Origin of the sequence: Rhizobium sp. 25PS6, from assembly GCF_032464655.1 — a bacterium.
Classification (GTDB): Bacteria; Pseudomonadota; Alphaproteobacteria; order Rhizobiales; family Rhizobiaceae; genus Rhizobium; species Rhizobium laguerreae.
The window spans coordinates 311,714-325,213 of record NZ_JAWDIV010000002.1 but is presented as its reverse complement, the minus strand read 5'-3'; the positions used below and the strand labels follow the sequence as shown (position 1 = coordinate 325,213).

16 protein-coding genes and 1 pseudogene are annotated in these 13,500 nt (G+C 60.1%); 7 read left to right on the top strand and 10 right to left on the bottom strand.

Annotation, left to right across the window (positions count from 1 at the left end; all coding sequences use genetic code 11):
• Positions 1-8: 8 nt before the first annotated feature.
• Positions 9-251, bottom strand: a complete 243-nt coding sequence (locus tag RWK44_RS04185; RefSeq protein ID WP_246621891.1) for a hypothetical protein — start codon at positions 249-251, stop codon at positions 9-11.
• Here RWK44_RS04185 and pdxY point away from each other — a divergent pair.
• The 3 genes and pseudogenes from pdxY to RWK44_RS04170 all read left to right on the top strand — a co-directional run.
• Positions 223-1,098, top strand: coding sequence for a pyridoxal kinase PdxY (gene pdxY, locus RWK44_RS04180; protein ID WP_062940004.1), 876 nt, complete (start codon positions 223-225; stop codon positions 1,096-1,098). The genes RWK44_RS04185 and pdxY overlap by 29 nt on opposite strands.
• Positions 1,099-1,169: 71 nt before the next feature.
• A complete protein-coding gene (locus tag RWK44_RS04175; RefSeq protein ID WP_020052196.1) occupies positions 1,170-1,811 on the top strand; it encodes a carbonic anhydrase in 642 nt (213 codons plus the stop codon).
• 16 nt (positions 1,812-1,827) lie between these two features.
• A pseudogene (locus tag RWK44_RS04170) lies at positions 1,828-1,989 on the top strand (GGDEF domain-containing protein); the annotation flags it as partial.
• Positions 1,990-2,043: 54 nt separating this feature from the next.
• On the opposite strand, the gene RWK44_RS04165 reads toward RWK44_RS04170, so the two are convergent.
• From RWK44_RS04165 to RWK44_RS04155, 3 genes are all read right to left on the bottom strand, one after another.
• Complete coding sequence (locus tag RWK44_RS04165) at positions 2,044-2,865, bottom strand: lytic murein transglycosylase (protein WP_168273023.1); 822 nt, start codon at positions 2,863-2,865, stop codon at positions 2,044-2,046.
• A 277-nt stretch (positions 2,866-3,142) separates the two neighbouring features.
• The gene (locus RWK44_RS04160; protein WP_012759513.1) at positions 3,143-4,177 is read right to left on the bottom strand and encodes an aspartate-semialdehyde dehydrogenase; all 1,035 of its coding nucleotides are present in this window, start codon (positions 4,175-4,177) and stop codon (positions 3,143-3,145) included.
• Positions 4,178-4,288: 111 nt separating this feature from the next.
• Positions 4,289-4,498 (bottom strand): hypothetical protein, encoded by a 210-nt coding sequence (locus RWK44_RS04155; protein ID WP_168284498.1) that lies wholly within the window; start codon positions 4,496-4,498, stop codon positions 4,289-4,291.
• A 272-nt stretch (positions 4,499-4,770) separates the two neighbouring features.
• On the opposite strand from RWK44_RS04155, the gene RWK44_RS04150 reads away from it, so the two are divergent.
• Entirely contained in the window at positions 4,771-6,657 is a 1,887-nt protein-coding gene (locus RWK44_RS04150; protein ID WP_316028394.1) for an MFS transporter, read from the top strand.
• Between the two features lie 164 nt (positions 6,658-6,821).
• On the opposite strand, the gene lpxE is transcribed toward RWK44_RS04150, so the two are convergent.
• Together lpxE and leuB are read right to left on the bottom strand one after the other, a co-directional pair.
• Complete coding sequence (gene lpxE / locus RWK44_RS04145; RefSeq protein WP_316028393.1) at positions 6,822-7,556, bottom strand: lipid A 1-phosphatase LpxE; 735 nt, start codon at positions 7,554-7,556, stop codon at positions 6,822-6,824.
• A 275-nt stretch (positions 7,557-7,831) separates the two neighbouring features.
• Positions 7,832-8,944, bottom strand: coding sequence for a 3-isopropylmalate dehydrogenase (gene leuB, locus RWK44_RS04140; RefSeq protein ID WP_003543987.1), 1,113 nt, complete (start codon positions 8,942-8,944; stop codon positions 7,832-7,834).
• A gap of 166 nt (positions 8,945-9,110) precedes the next feature.
• On the opposite strand from leuB, the gene RWK44_RS04135 reads away from it, so the two are divergent.
• Positions 9,111-10,043: a pyridoxal-phosphate dependent enzyme gene (locus RWK44_RS04135; protein WP_168284501.1), complete on the top strand. Its 933-nt coding sequence runs from the start codon at positions 9,111-9,113 to the stop codon at positions 10,041-10,043.
• A gap of 61 nt (positions 10,044-10,104) precedes the next feature.
• Here RWK44_RS04135 and leuD read toward each other — a convergent pair whose 3' ends face one another.
• The 3 genes from leuD to RWK44_RS04120 all read right to left on the bottom strand — a co-directional run bounded on the left by leuD (position 10,105) and on the right by RWK44_RS04120 (position 11,629).
• Entirely contained in the window at positions 10,105-10,713 is a 609-nt protein-coding gene (gene leuD, locus RWK44_RS04130; protein ID WP_003543984.1) for a 3-isopropylmalate dehydratase small subunit, read from the bottom strand.
• Positions 10,714-10,845: 132 nt separating this feature from the next.
• The gene (locus tag RWK44_RS04125) at positions 10,846-11,268 is read right to left on the bottom strand and encodes a VOC family protein (RefSeq protein ID WP_316028392.1); all 423 of its coding nucleotides are present in this window, start codon (positions 11,266-11,268) and stop codon (positions 10,846-10,848) included.
• A 127-nt stretch (positions 11,269-11,395) separates the two neighbouring features.
• On the bottom strand, positions 11,396-11,629 hold the full coding sequence (locus RWK44_RS04120) for a hypothetical protein (RefSeq protein ID WP_077977998.1): 234 nt from the start codon (positions 11,627-11,629) through the stop codon (positions 11,396-11,398).
• 137 nt (positions 11,630-11,766) lie between these two features.
• On the opposite strand from RWK44_RS04120, the gene RWK44_RS04115 reads away from it, so the two are divergent.
• Both RWK44_RS04115 and RWK44_RS04110 read left to right on the top strand, forming a co-directional pair.
• The gene (locus RWK44_RS04115) at positions 11,767-12,687 is read left to right on the top strand and encodes an HpcH/HpaI aldolase/citrate lyase family protein (RefSeq protein ID WP_168284503.1); all 921 of its coding nucleotides are present in this window, start codon (positions 11,767-11,769) and stop codon (positions 12,685-12,687) included.
• Entirely contained in the window at positions 12,687-12,893 is a 207-nt protein-coding gene (locus RWK44_RS04110; RefSeq protein WP_017962591.1) for a DUF1737 domain-containing protein, read from the top strand. Before RWK44_RS04115 ends, RWK44_RS04110 begins: the two co-directional genes overlap by 1 nt.
• Before the next feature lie 104 nt (positions 12,894-12,997).
• Here RWK44_RS04110 and RWK44_RS04105 read toward each other — a convergent pair whose 3' ends face one another.
• Positions 12,998-13,435: a metallopeptidase family protein gene (locus tag RWK44_RS04105; protein WP_003543974.1), complete on the bottom strand. Its 438-nt coding sequence runs from the start codon at positions 13,433-13,435 to the stop codon at positions 12,998-13,000.
• Positions 13,436-13,500 lie beyond the last annotated feature (65 nt).

The following is a 13,500-nucleotide window of genomic DNA, read 5'->3' as shown; positions in this document are numbered from 1 at the left end:
AAAAATCTCTAAAAGAGAGGTCCGAAGGATTGTTTTGACGCTTTTTGGCGCTGGAAACGAGAAATCGTAAGAGATTTTCCGCCTTCTCCACCAAGCGAAAGCAAAAGTCCCGTCTTCCGGTCATTCGTTCCGCCGAACATTTCCACGCCCGCATGAAGAATGGTTGACAGCGTGGCGTCAAAAAGATCATCAAACGCGGTCATCATTCGGATCTTGGATATCATGTCGGAAAATGCAGCGGGCGCAGTCATCGTCATTTCCAGCCATGTGGTGCGGGGCTCGGTCGGAAACCGGGCAGCCGTCTTTGCGCTGGAGACACTCGGTCATCCGGTCTGGGCTCTGCCGACCATCGTGCTGCCCTGGCATCCCGGCCACGGCCGCTCGACGCGTCTGACTTTTGCGGAAACGGATTTCGATGCGGCAATCGACGATCTGATCCGCGCGCCCTGGATCGGCGAAGTCAAGGCGGTGCTTTCGGGCTATTTCGGCAATGCCGCCCAGGCGCGCTCCGTCGCCCGGCTGATCGGTGCGTTGAGGCAAAACAATCCCGAGCTGCTCTATGTCTGCGATCCCGTCATGGGCGATCTTGGCGGTCTTTACGTGCCGGAAGCGACTGCTGAGGCCATTCGTGACCATCTCATTCCGCTCGCCTCGCTCGCGACGCCGAACCGCTACGAGCTCGCATGGCTTTCGGGGGCAGCCCTCGAAGACAACAGCGCGATCATGGAGGCGGCGCTGGCGCTCGGACCATCGCGCATGCTCGTCACTTCGGCGGTGCCGATGATGGCGGGCGGTACCGGCAATCTCTATCTTTCCGGCCGTCACGCCCTTCTTGCCGAGCATCGCGTCGTCGACAACCCGCCGAATGGTCTCGGCGACCTCATCGCCGCGGTCTTCCTGTCGCGCTTGCTTTCCGGGATCGAGGACGAAAAGGCGCTGCAGCTTGCCACCGCCAGCGTCTTCGAGGTGCTTGCGCGTGCCGTCAAGCGCGGCAGCAACGAGTTGATGCTGGCAAGCGACGCTTCCAGCCTTTCGACGCCGATGGCCATGGTGCAGATGCGCCGGCTCGTGCACCCGGCGCAGCGGCGGAAAAAATGACGCATCTGCCAATATGTTCATTTTGCGGTGCAGCAGTTGATCTTGTCTTCCGCGCGCGCTAATCCAGACGCATGCAGCGTTTTCCAAATCCCCTTCTGGACGGCTATCGCAACTTCATGAACGGGCGTTATGCCGACGCCCGCGACAGGTATCGGCAGCTTGCCGAAAACGGTCAGAATCCCCATACGCTTGTCATTGCCTGTTCGGATTCGCGCGCGGCACCGGAGTTGATCTTCGATGTCGGCCCGGGCGAGCTCTTCGTCATCCGCAACGTCGCCAACATGGTGCCGCCCTACGAGCCGGACGGTCATTTTCATTCGACCTCGGCCGCACTCGAATTTGCCGTGCAGGTGCTGAAGGTCTCAGATATCGTGGTGATGGGCCATGGCCGCTGCGGCGGCATCCGCTCGGCGCTTGATCCGAATGCCGAGCCATTGTCGCCCGGCGATTTCATCGGCCGCTGGATGTCGCTGGTCAAACCCGCCGCCGAGCAGATCCAGAGTAACGACGTGATGACGGCCGCCGAGCGGCAAACGGCGCTGGAGCGTGTCTCCATTCGCAATTCGATCAACAATCTCAGAAGCTTTCCCGACATCAAGGCGCTCGAGGAGGCGGGAAAGATTCATCTCCACGGTGCCTGGTTCGACATTTCGACCGGTGAACTCTGGGTCATGGACGCCGAGACACGCGACTTCATTCGTCCCGAAATCTAGGGACATGCCAGTTTATGACGATGCGGCAATCGTTGCCGAGCGCGTACGGCTGGCGATCGAGGCGGCGGATATCCCCCTGCCGAGCGGCGATGTTCGCAAGGTGACGGCGAGTTTTGGATGCGCCGGACGAGCAAATGAAGCCACCAACCGGAACTTCGAGGATCTAGTCAAACGCGCGCCGAAATGAAAAACGCCGCATATCGCAGCGGCGTTTTGGCGTATTTTATCGGTCTTATCTGCCGTCGATCTGCTGACCGATATAGGCGATCGCCTGCTGGTAGACGCTGGCGGCGTTCCAGCCCTGGATGGCGACGAAATTCGGCTCTCCAGGCTGATAGCCGGCGCCGGCGCGCCAGCCGTGGCCTTTGAGGAAATTCGCCGTCGAGGCCAGCGCATCGGCGCGGGAGCCGACCATGTCGACGCGGCCGTTGCCGTCGCCGTCGGCGCCGAAGCGCACGACATTGCGCGGCAGAAACTGCGTCTGGCCGATTTCACCATGGGCAGCGCCCTTGGCCTGTGGGCTCAGATAACCCTCGGAGACGAGCTGGAGTGCTGCATAGAGCTGGTCGGTGAAATATTCCGAACGACGGCAGTCATAGGCAAGGGTCGAAACAGCCGACAGCGTATGCTGGTTGCCCATATAGCTGCCGAAACCGGTCTCCATGCCCCAGATTGCAATCAGCGGGCCGGCCGGAACGCCGAAACGGCGCTCGATCGAGGCAAAAAGCGCCTTATTGGCAGCCTTCATGCTGCGACCGCGGGAGATGATCGTGGCACCGCCGCGCTTCTGCATGAAAGCGTCGAAGGAGAGCTTGAAGCTCTTCTGGCCGCGGTCGGCGGAGATCGTCGGCCTGTTGTAATTGACGTTGGCGAAGGCGCGGTCGAGGACCGAGCGGCTGACGCCGTTAGCTGCTGCTTCCTGCTTGAAGTCGGCGACCCATGCACCGAAACCGCTGCTATTATTGCCGCATTGAGCGCCCTGGGCCGCTGCCGGCAGCGCGTGGAGGACGCCCGCCGCCGTAAACGCTGCCAGAAAGAATGTTGTCATGCGCATGAGAAACCCCGCTTCCGATCTACTGAAGCGCGCCGCAGCCGATCAGGGCCATGCGACGCGCTCAAAGTCTTCGTTCTGTTCATGTCGCTGTCCCGAACCGCTGCACGGTTTTGGACGGCATGCTTGGCTTGATGCCGGGCAGAATGCCAGCCGAAGGCGATCTTGTCACGATCACCTTTTTCAGCAAACGCTTATGGACAGAAGCGTCCACAATTCGGCAAAAAGCCCTGCCTTCATCATCGGCAGGGCTTTAGCATATTATGGTTTACAAATGGTATCAGGCGGCCTGCTTGCGCGGCTTGACGAGACCACGATTGACGAGCAACTCGGCGATCTGGATGGCGTTCAACGCAGCGCCCTTGCGCAGATTGTCGGAGACCACCCAGATGTTGAGGCCGTTTTCGACCGTCGCATCCTCGCGGATGCGCGAGATGTAGGTCGCATCCTCGCCGGCGGATTCATATGGCGTGATGTAGCCGCCATCCTCGCGCTTGTCGATGACGAGGCAGCCCGGTGCATCGCGCAGGATGTCGCGGGCCTGGTCGGCGGTGATCTCGTTTTCGAATTCGATGTTGACCGATTCCGAATGACCGATGAAAACCGGCACGCGTACCGCGGTGCAGGTCACCTTGATCTTCGGGTCGAGCATCTTCTTCGTCTCGGCCAGCACCTTCCACTCTTCCTTGGTATAGCCGTCCTCCATGAAGACGTCGATGTGCGGGATGACATTGAAGGCAATACGCTTGGTGAACTTCTTGTTCTCGATCGGATCGGCGACGAAGACGGCGCGCGTCTGGTTGAAGAGCTCGTCCATGCCGTCCTTGCCGGCGCCGGAGACCGACTGGTAGGTCGAGATGACGACGCGCTTGATCTTAGCGAAGTCGTGCAGCGGCTTCAACGCCACCACCAGCTGGGCGGTCGAGCAATTCGGATTGGCGATGATGTTGCGCTTGGTGAACTGGCTGATGGCATCCGGGTTCACTTCCGGCACGATCAGCGGCACGTCGGCGTCGTAGCGCCAGGCCGAGGAATTGTCGATGACGATGCAACCCTGCTGGCCGATCTTCGGGGAGAACTTCTTGGAGACCTCGCCGCCGGCCGACATCAGGCATATGTCTGTATCGGAGAAATCGTAATTCTCCAGATTGGAGACCTTCAGCGTCCGGTCACCGTAGGAAACCTCGGTGCCCTGCGAACGCGAGGAGGCGAGTGCCACGACCTCATCGGCGGGGAAGCCTCGCTCGGAGAGGATGTTGAGCATCTCCCGGCCGACATTTCCGGTCGCTCCCGCAACTGCTACTTTGAAACCCATTTCTCAAGCTCTCTTTCTCTTCTCTCCTCTTGTCCGGTGAGGGGAAAGGCGCGATTAATCGCGTCTTCCTGTCCCCAGCCGAGCCGGGGAGAGAGCGGCAGGCCAGAGACGTCAGACGGTTTTCGTCGTCGTTTTGGCCTTGGTTTTGGAAGAAACCGGAACGGCAATGTCCACCCCGGCAACTCGTGCCCGGTCACTGCAATCAGCAATGGCGTGTTCGTCGCGAACCATGGAGATTCCTTTTCCGCTGTTGCTCTTAGAAGGTTTTCCACAGGAGTCAAGGTTTTTGCGTGAGGAGGCTGCTTCCGCCTGCCGCCGCAATCTCCGGTGCAGGCGCTGAGGGCTTAGCAGGTCTGCTTCGTAAAGCAGCAGAACCTTCCGCCTCCAAAATAGCATTGCTGGTAGGAGGCTACGCAGCGGCCCGATGGGGACGACGGAACGTGGTCTCATTAGACTAAAGTCATAATCCGAAAGCCTCTCTCTTTTTGATCTGTCGTTTCTGGCACACTCCCGTCAGGCGTGTCGTGGCCAGGGGTATGCTTTGAGGAGAAGTAGGCCGCGCGCGTTGATCATCACTCTGTGGAGGACAAACAATGGCAAATGTCGCAAGCATCGACGGCGCGAAGGCCGGTCCGATGACCGGCGAGGAGAAGAAGGTCATCTTCGCCTCTTCGCTGGGCACCGTTTTCGAATGGTACGATTTCTATCTCTATGGTTCGCTCGCCACCTATATCGGTGCGACCTATTTCACCCAATATCCCGAGGCAACGCGTAACATCTTCACGCTGCTCGCCTTTGCCGCCGGCTTCCTAGTCCGCCCCTTCGGCGCGCTGGTGTTCGGCCGTCTCGGCGATCTCGTCGGCCGTAAATACACCTTCCTGGTGACGATCATGATCATGGGTCTGTCGACCTTCCTCGTCGGCATTCTGCCGGGTGCCGCCACCATCGGTATCGCAGCCCCGATCATCCTGATCGCGCTTCGCCTGCTCCAGGGTCTGGCGCTGGGCGGTGAATATGGCGGTGCGGCAACCTATGTCGCCGAACATGCGCCGAACGGGCGCCGCGGCTATTTCACCTCGTGGATCCAGACGACGGCGACGCTCGGCCTGTTCCTGTCGCTGATCGTCATCGTCCTTGTTCAATATCTGATGGGTGCGGCTCAGTTCGCTGCCTGGGGCTGGCGCATTCCGTTCCTGGTCTCGGTCGTTCTGCTCGGCATTTCCGTCTGGATCCGCCTGAAGATGAACGAATCGCCGGCGTTCCAGCGCATGAAGGCGGAAGGCAAGGGCTCCAAGGCGCCACTGACCGAAGCCTTCGGGACATGGAAAAATGCCAAGATCGCGATCATCGCGCTGCTCGGCGCTACCATGGGCCAGGCGGTCGTCTGGTACGGCGGCCAGTTCTATGCACTGTTCTTCCTGCAGAACGTGCTGAAGGTGGACCTGTTCTCGGCCAATGTCATGGTCGCCATCGCACTTCTCCTCGGCACGCCGTTCTTCGTCATCTTCGGCGGCCTCTCCGACAAGATCGGCCGCAAGCCGATCATCATGGCAGGCCTTCTCATTGCGGCGGTGACCTATCATCCGCTGTTCAAGGCGATGACCTGGACGGCAAACCCGGCGCTAGCCGAAGCGCAGGCTTCGATTCGGGCAACGGTGACAGCTGATCCGGCGGACTGCAGGTTCCAGTTCAACCCGACCGGCACGGCGAAGTTCACCAGCTCTTGCGACGTGGCGACGGCGTTCCTGACCAAGAACTCGGTGCCCTACGACGTCGTGCCCGGTACCGCCGGACAGCCGGCAACGGTGAAGGTCGGCAACGCGACGATCCCGAGCTTCGACGTCGCTGCCGCCGGCGACAAGGCGAAGGGCATGACTGCGGCCTTCGAAAAAAGCGTGAACATTGCGCTTCAGGACGCTGGCTATCCGCTGAAGCGCGGTGTCGCCAAGGTGCCGGGTTCCAAGCTCGATGCCTTCATCGCCGCCAATCCTGAACTGGCGCTCAACGCCGATACCGTGCGCGCCGGCGAGAAGGAAACCATGCCGGCGGCCAAGCTGGTCGAAGGCAAGCTGCTGACGGCGGAGGAGGCCAACGGCGTCACCGACATGGCGGTCTACAACATCGCCAATGGCGGCACTTTCGCCATGACCGCCGATCCCGCCCGCGTCAATTGGATCGGCACGATCGCCGTGCTGTTCGTCCTCGTCCTCTATGTGACGATGGTCTACGGCCCGATCGCCGCTCTGCTGGTCGAGCTTTTCCCGACCCGCATCCGCTATACCGGCATGTCGCTGCCCTATCACATCGGCAACGGCTGGTTCGGTGGCCTGCTACCGGCGACGGCCTTCGCGATGAGCGCTGCCGCGGGCGATATCTACTATGGTCTCTGGTATCCGATCGTCTTTGCTGCAATCACGCTGGTGATCGGCCTGATCTTCCTGCCGGAAACGAAGAACAGGGATATCCACGCAATGGATTGATGACGCATTCGCGTCCTTCAAGCCTGAAAAAAAGGCCCGGCGCTTACAAGGCGCCGGGCTTTTCCATTTGACGGCGCCGCACGTCTTTTCGGACGTGCAAAGGACGCTGTAACATTTTGAATTGCTGCATAATTTTATCCTTAAATTGATTCCGTTTTAAGGAATTATGCCGAGCGAAACAGCTGCTTCGAGAGCGGCCAGCCATCCGGCGCCAGCTTGAAGAGCAAGCCGCAGCGGGCAAAGACGATCGCCGTCAGCAGTGAGAACCAGCCGCCGAAGGCAAGGCCGGCGATGACATCGCTCGGGTAATGGGCGCCGACCATGACACGCGTCATGCCGAGCCAGATAGCGCAGGCGATGAAGGCGACGCGATAGCGCGGAAACAGCAGCGCGAAGGCGGCGAAGAAGGCGCCGACCGTGGTGGCATGGCCGGACGGGAAACTTTCGAAAACGGAATGGCCCGAAAAGGGCGCGAAGGAAAACATGCCGTAGTCGTGGAAATGATCGGGACGCGCCCTGCCGATCGCACGCTTCAGCAGATTGGCGAGAAGCCCTGAGAAGACGACGGTGGCGAAGAGATAGGCGCCGATCCAGCTGACATAAAGCGCCTGCGCCTTGGAGCGCGCCGTCTTCAAAAGCTTGTAACCCGCCCTGCCCTGAAAGAACAGCAGGATGCTGGTGTAGATCAGCCAGGCGGAATCGCCGAAACCGGTCAGCAGCTCGCCGAGGTGTTTCACCGGCGCGGGAGCTCCGCCGGCGCCGATCGGCGCGTCGAAGAGCAGCATCGAAAGGATCACGGCATTGATCGTGACGAAGAGGCAGGCCTGCCAGCGCAAAGGCGGCATGCCGACGTCGCTCCGGCGCCAGCGCCTGTCCAGGGAAGCCCAAAATGCCCGCATTTCGTCGTCCGTTCGAATTTGGCCTAGAGCGCCACGCGTCCAACAGGACACGCTAAGGACGCTCGATTATTTGAATTGACGCATGATCCTTCATCGAAAATTGCTCCGACTTCGGGTTACGCGCTGATTGAAATCCGGCGCAAAAATACACGAGATTGTGGCCGAGAATAGTCCGTTTTAGATAATTCGACCAAGCGGGACGTGCTTCACCGCCCGCAATGAAAAAGCCCTCCGCATGCGCGATGCGAAGGGCCGGAACTGTTTCACGTGAAATATCAGGCGGAAAGCGTCTTGAACTCGGCGAGGATGGCATCGCCCATTTCGACGGTGCCGACCTGCCTTGCGCCATCGGCCATGATGTCGCCGGTGCGAATGCCCTTGTCGAGCACGTTGGCGATCGCCTTTTCCAGATCGTCGGCTTCCTTCACCAGATTGAAGGAGTAACGCAGGCACATGGCGAAGGAGGCGATCATGGCGATCGGATTGGCGATGCCCTTGCCGGCGATGTCGGGTGCCGAGCCGTGCACAGGCTCGTAGAGCGCCTTGCGCTTGCCGGTCTTGCCGTCGGGCGCGCCGAGCGAGGCCGACGGCAGCATGCCGAGCGAACCGGTCAGCATGGCGGCGACGTCGGAGAGCATATCACCGAAGAGGTTGTCGGTGACGATGACGTCGAACTGCTTTGGCTGGCGCACCAGCTGCATGCCGCCGGCATCGGCCAGCATGTGCTCGAGCTGGACGTCGGAATATTTTGCCTTATGCGTCTCGGTCACCACCTGGTTCCAGAGCACGCCCGACTTCATGACGTTGCGCTTTTCCATGGAGCAGACGCGATTCTGCCGCGTGCGGGCCATTTCGAAGGCGACGCCGGCGATGCGCTCGATCTCATAGGTATCGTAGACCTGCGTGTCGATGCCGCGCTTCTGGCCGTTGCCGAGGTCGATGATTTCCTTCGGTTCGCCGAAATAGACGCCGCCCGTCAGCTCGCGGATGATCAGAATATCGAGGCCTTCGACCAGTTCCGGCTTCAGCGACGAGGCCGCAGCAAGGGCCGGATAGCAAATGGCGGGGCGCAGGTTTGCAAAGAGCTGCAGATCCTTGCGCAGGCGCAGCAGGCCAGCTTCCGGGCGCACTTCGTAAGGCACGCTATCCCATTTCGGGCCGCCGACGGCGCCGAACAGAACGGCATCGGCGGCAAGCGCCTTCTGCATGTCGGCTTCCGAGATGGCAGCGCCATGCGCATCATAGGCGCAGCCGCCGACAAGGCCTTCGTCGGTGACGAAACCGGCATTCATCGCCTCGTTCATATAGGCGATGATCTTGCGGACCTCGCCCATGGCCTCGGGACCGATGCCGTCACCCGGCAGCAGGAAAAGATTGCGCGCTGTCATGAAACCCTCCTGGGAAAAACAAGTTGCGGTTTCTTAGACCCCGGAAATGGGCATTTCAAGCGACAGAAGCGGTGAATCGGTACGCTTCGTTCCGAGCCGCGACGGTTGCTCCTGCGTCCGCAAACGGATTAGAACGGTGACCCTATCTTTATCCTGGATGGTTTCCATGCCTTTCGCGCCTCTCCACCTCGACACGCCCTTGCTCCAGACCGCACCTGGCTACAGCGCCAGCGGCAAACCGCTCTGGCTGAAGCTCGATGCGCTGCAGCCTTCCGGAAGCTTCAAGCTGCGCGGCGTTGGCCGGCTTTGCCAGCACGAGGTGGAAAATGGGGCGCGCGAAATCTTCTGCGCTTCCGGCGGCAATGCCGGCATTGCGGCCGCTTATGCCGGCCGGGCGCTTGGTGTGCCGGTCACAATCGTCGTGCCGGAGACGACGGCGGCCGACGTACGGCAGACGATTGCCGCAACGGGCGCGAATGTCCTCGTTCATGGTTCGGTTTTCGATGAGGCCAATGCCCATGCGGTCGAACTCGCCCGGAGCCGCAAGGCAACCTATGTGCACCCCTTCGACCATCCGCTTCTGTGGGATGGCCATGCCACGCTGATCGACGAGGTGGTGGCGAAAGGGGCAAAATTCGATTGCGTGGTCACCAGCGTCGGCGGCGGAGGGCTGCTTGCCGGCATCGTCGAGGGGTTGAAGCGTAACGGGCTTTCCGATGTGCCTGTTATCGCCGTCGAAACGGAAGGGGCGGCCTCGCTCCATGCCAGCCTCAGGGCGAATGAGCGCATCACCCTTCCCGCCATTACCTCGATTGCCAATTCGCTCGGGGCGAGGCAGGTGGCGCAGCATGTCTTCGACCTGCCGAAGCAGCATCCGATCGAAAGTGTTCTCGTCAGCGACGCCGATGCCGTTGCCGCCTGCCTGAAATTTGCCGATGCGCAGCGCATTCTGGTCGAGCCGGCTTGCGGTGCGGCCCTTGCGGTTGCCGATGTACATGCCGGGCTGCTTCAGCGCTTCGATAATCCGCTTATCGAAGTCTGCGGCGGCATCGGCGTGTCGCTCGACCAACTCAGGGGCTGGAAAGAAAAATTTCTTTGACCCACACCAAAGAAAAAGCCGGGCGTAAGCCCGGCTTGATGCGGTAACCGATTGGAACGGCTCAGGCTGCCCAAGGGTGCGAAGCGGCGTTCTTCTTTTCGAAGCTGTCGATCGCCTTGCCCTTTTCCAAGGTCAGGCCGATATCATCGAGGCCGTTCAACAGGCAGTGACGCTTGAACTCGTCGAGATCGAACTTGATCAAGCCACCATCGGGGCCGGTAATCTCGAGGTTTTCGAGGTCGACGGTCAGGATGGCGTTGGAGCCGCGCGAGGCGTCGTCCATCAGCTTGTCGAGATCTTCCTGGCTGACCTTGATCGGCAGGATGCCGTTCTTGAAACAGTTGTTGTAGAAAATATCGGCGAAGCTGGTCGAAATAACGCAGCGGATGCCGAAATCCAGAAGCGCCCAAGGCGCGTGCTCGCGCGAGGAGCCGCAACCGAAATTGTCGCCGGCAACCAGGATCTTGGCATCGCGATAGGCCGGCTTGTTCAGCACGAAATCCGGGTTTTCTGAGCCGTCTTCGTTATAACGAGCCTCCGCGAAGAGGCCGGTGCCGAGGCCGGTGCGCTTGATCGTCTTCAGATAATCCTTCGGAATGATCATGTCGGTGTCGACGTTGACGACCGGCAGAGGCGCTGCAACGCCCGTGAGCTTCACGAATTTATCCATGACCCATGCTCCATTTCAGCAAATCTACTTCCTGAATTTGCATCTAGTCCAGTTTTTCGCCGAAATGAAGGAGAATCTTTCACAGATGGCGGCCACGCGACGTTTCGCGCGGTCCGCCGATTGCGGCTGTCCCTATTTGGATGGTGCGTTCAACCCCCAGAGGACGCCGAACGGATCACGAAGCTGGCCATAGCGGTCGCCCCAGAACATCAGTTCGACCGGCATGACGACTTCGGCGCCGGCAGCAACCGCGCGATCCCACCAGAAATCGATATCGTCGATGATCAGCTGAATGGCGAAGCCTTCATGGCCTTTGAAGGGATGGCCGTAGTCAGGATAGGCATCCGACAGCATGAGGGAGCTGCCGTTGATGTAGAGATGCACATGCATCGTTCTGCCGCTCTCGTCGACCGGCACGAGATAGGCCTCTTCGGCGCCGAAAGCCTTCTTGTAGAATTCCGCAGCTTTCACCGCGCCGTTGACCGTCAGATAGGGCAGCAGGCCGTTCTTGACCGGTGGCATCTTGGTCGGGTTGCTCTCTGTCGTCGCATCCATGCTTGTCCTCCATTCGTTTTTGAGCGCCGGCTGAATGCCTGGCTGCTTCAAGGACGCAGCATGGAAGCGTGATCCGACAGGGTCGGCCGAATTTTTTCAGCGAACCAAATTTTCAGCGAAAAGGTGATCAGAGATCGATGATCGTGCCGCGGCCGTCGTTCCACACGCGCATCTCGCGCTTACCATTGTTTGCCTTGGCGCGGACCGGAGCAGGCTTCATCTTCATCGAAAGCGCGCGTCCGACCATGAGCACGGTCAGGATGCCGCCAACGGCGAGCGTCACCGAAAAGGTGAAAAGCAGCATGGCCACGAAAACGGTGGCGCCGGCAAGCATGAGGAAGATGGAGCGAATGTTCTGCATGGTTAGAGACCTTTCTTCGGAAAGGAATGTGGTCCTTCTCCTTCCTCTCTGCAAGGCAAGCATGGCTTTTTGTTGTTCTGCTAGATGTCTGGGGTGGGCTGCTTGCTTCGGCTTTCAAAGCTTGGCACTAATTCGCCATGAGCCGAAACCCTACGACCCGCTCCATCCGCCTGCGCCGTTCGGTGCTGAGCGTGCCTGCCATCAATCCCCGCGCCCTTGAAAAAACCCATGCGGTCGATTGCGATGCGGTGATCTTCGATCTCGAGGATTCCGTGGCGCCGGAAAAGAAGGCGGAAGCGCGGGAAAATCTAAGGAATTTCTTTTCGGCTCGGCTGCTTCAAGGCAAGGAGCGGATCATCCGCATCAACAGTCTGTCCACCGATTTCGGCCTGGCGGACATGGAGCTGGTGATGGCGCTTGGTCCCGATGCCGTGCTGCTGCCGAAGGTCGACGAACCGCAGGATATCATGGCGCTCAGTGACCTTCTCTCCGAGGCCGATGCACCGGAAGATCTGCGCATCTGGGCGATGATCGAGACACCGCGCGGCATCCTGAATGCGGCTGTTATCGCCGCAGCCGGGCGCATGCCGGGCTCACGGCTCGATTGTCTCGTCGTCGGGCTGAACGACCTGCGCAAGGAAACCGGCGTGCTGCCGCAGCCGGGGCGAAGCTATCTCGTGCCGTGGCTGATGCAGGTCGTCCTTGCGGTCAGTGCCTACGGACTCGATGCGATCGACAGCGTCTTCAACGATTTCAGGGACGAACAGGGTTTCGATGCCGAATGTCTGCAGGGCCGGGCCATGGGCTTTGCCGGCAAGATGCTGATCCATCCGGCGCAGATCGAGCCCGCCAACCGGCATTTCAGCCCGGATCCGGCAGCGATTGCGGAAGCGGAGGCGATCATATCAGCCTTTGCCGACCCCGCCTCCGATGGGCTGAACGTCATCAATGCAGGCGGGCGGATGGTCGAGCGGCTGCATCTTGTCCAGGCGGAAAGTCTGGTCCATAAAGCGCGCCTGATAGCAGCCCGCCAGGCTGCAGCACGAAAGACGATGTGATGAAACTCTACCGCTTTCTGACCGGTCCCGACGATGCTTCCTTCTGCCATAAGGTCACCGCCGCCCTCAACAAGGGCTGGTCGCTGGAGGGCTCGCCGACCTATGCCTTCAATGCCGCAACCGGTGCGATGCAGTGCGGCCAGGCCGTCGTCAAGCATGTCGAAGGCAAGGACTACGATCCCGAGATGAAGCTCTCCGAGCAGTGAGGTTTTAGCGCATAACCCCGAAAATCGTAACCGATTTTCGGAAAGGATTATGCGTGATTGAAAGTGATAGAGCGTCCTTAGCGCGTCCTTGGACGCGCGGCGCTCTATCGCTCGGCGGCTTCCTCGGCGCTTGCCTCGATCCGCTCCATGTCATCGTCGCTCAGCCCGAAATGGTGGCCGATCTCGTGGATCAGGACGTGGGTGATGATATCGCCGAGCGTCTCGTCGTTCTCAGCCCAGTAGTCGAGAATGGGACGGCGGTAGAGGCGGATGCGGTTCGGCATCTCGCCGGTTTCCACCGTGAAACGTTCGGAAATGCCCCTGCCCTCGAAAAGGCCGAGCAGATCGAAAGGGGTTTCCAGCGCCATGTCCTCGAAAACGTCGTCATCGGGGAAATCCTCGATCTCGATCGTGAGGTTGGTCGTCAGCTGGCGGAATTCATCCGGGAGATGGCTATAGGCCTCCATCGCCAGCGACTCGAAGGCGCTGATCGTCGGCGCATGGCGATCCCGCCAATCATCGCTCTGGTCTATGCGGGCCATGAACATTCCTTCCTTTGCGGGCCCATATAGAACCTTTATCGCCGATTTTCGAGTGCGGAATCAAA

Bases quoted from the DNA above. Each gene is read 5' to 3' on its own strand.
- RWK44_RS04105 (WP_003543974.1), bottom strand. From the start codon at position 13,435: ATGGCCCGCATAGACCAGAGCGATGATTGGCGGGATCGCCATGCGCCG.
- RWK44_RS04150 (WP_316028394.1), top strand. From the start codon at position 4,771: ATGGCAAATGTCGCAAGCATCGACGGCGCGAAGGCCGGTCCGATGACC.
- RWK44_RS04135 (WP_168284501.1), top strand. From the start codon at position 9,111: ATGCCTTTCGCGCCTCTCCACCTCGACACGCCCTTGCTCCAGACCGCA.
- RWK44_RS04115 (WP_168284503.1), top strand. From the start codon at position 11,767: ATGAGCCGAAACCCTACGACCCGCTCCATCCGCCTGCGCCGTTCGGTG.
- lpxE (WP_316028393.1), bottom strand. From the start codon at position 7,556: ATGCGGGCATTTTGGGCTTCCCTGGACAGGCGCTGGCGCCGGAGCGAC.
- leuD (WP_003543984.1), bottom strand. From the start codon at position 10,713: ATGGATAAATTCGTGAAGCTCACGGGCGTTGCAGCGCCTCTGCCGGTC.
- RWK44_RS04120 (WP_077977998.1), bottom strand. From the start codon at position 11,629: ATGCAGAACATTCGCTCCATCTTCCTCATGCTTGCCGGCGCCACCGTT.
- RWK44_RS04125 (WP_316028392.1), bottom strand. From the start codon at position 11,268: ATGGATGCGACGACAGAGAGCAACCCGACCAAGATGCCACCGGTCAAG.
- RWK44_RS04165 (WP_168273023.1), bottom strand. From the start codon at position 2,865: ATGCGCATGACAACATTCTTTCTGGCAGCGTTTACGGCGGCGGGCGTC.
- leuB (WP_003543987.1), bottom strand. From the start codon at position 8,944: ATGACAGCGCGCAATCTTTTCCTGCTGCCGGGTGACGGCATCGGTCCC.
- RWK44_RS04110 (WP_017962591.1), top strand. From the start codon at position 12,687: ATGAAACTCTACCGCTTTCTGACCGGTCCCGACGATGCTTCCTTCTGC.
- pdxY (WP_062940004.1), top strand. From the start codon at position 223: ATGTCGGAAAATGCAGCGGGCGCAGTCATCGTCATTTCCAGCCATGTG.
- RWK44_RS04160 (WP_012759513.1), bottom strand. From the start codon at position 4,177: ATGGGTTTCAAAGTAGCAGTTGCGGGAGCGACCGGAAATGTCGGCCGG.
- RWK44_RS04185 (WP_246621891.1), bottom strand. From the start codon at position 251: ATGACTGCGCCCGCTGCATTTTCCGACATGATATCCAAGATCCGAATG.
- RWK44_RS04175 (WP_020052196.1), top strand. From the start codon at position 1,170: ATGCAGCGTTTTCCAAATCCCCTTCTGGACGGCTATCGCAACTTCATG.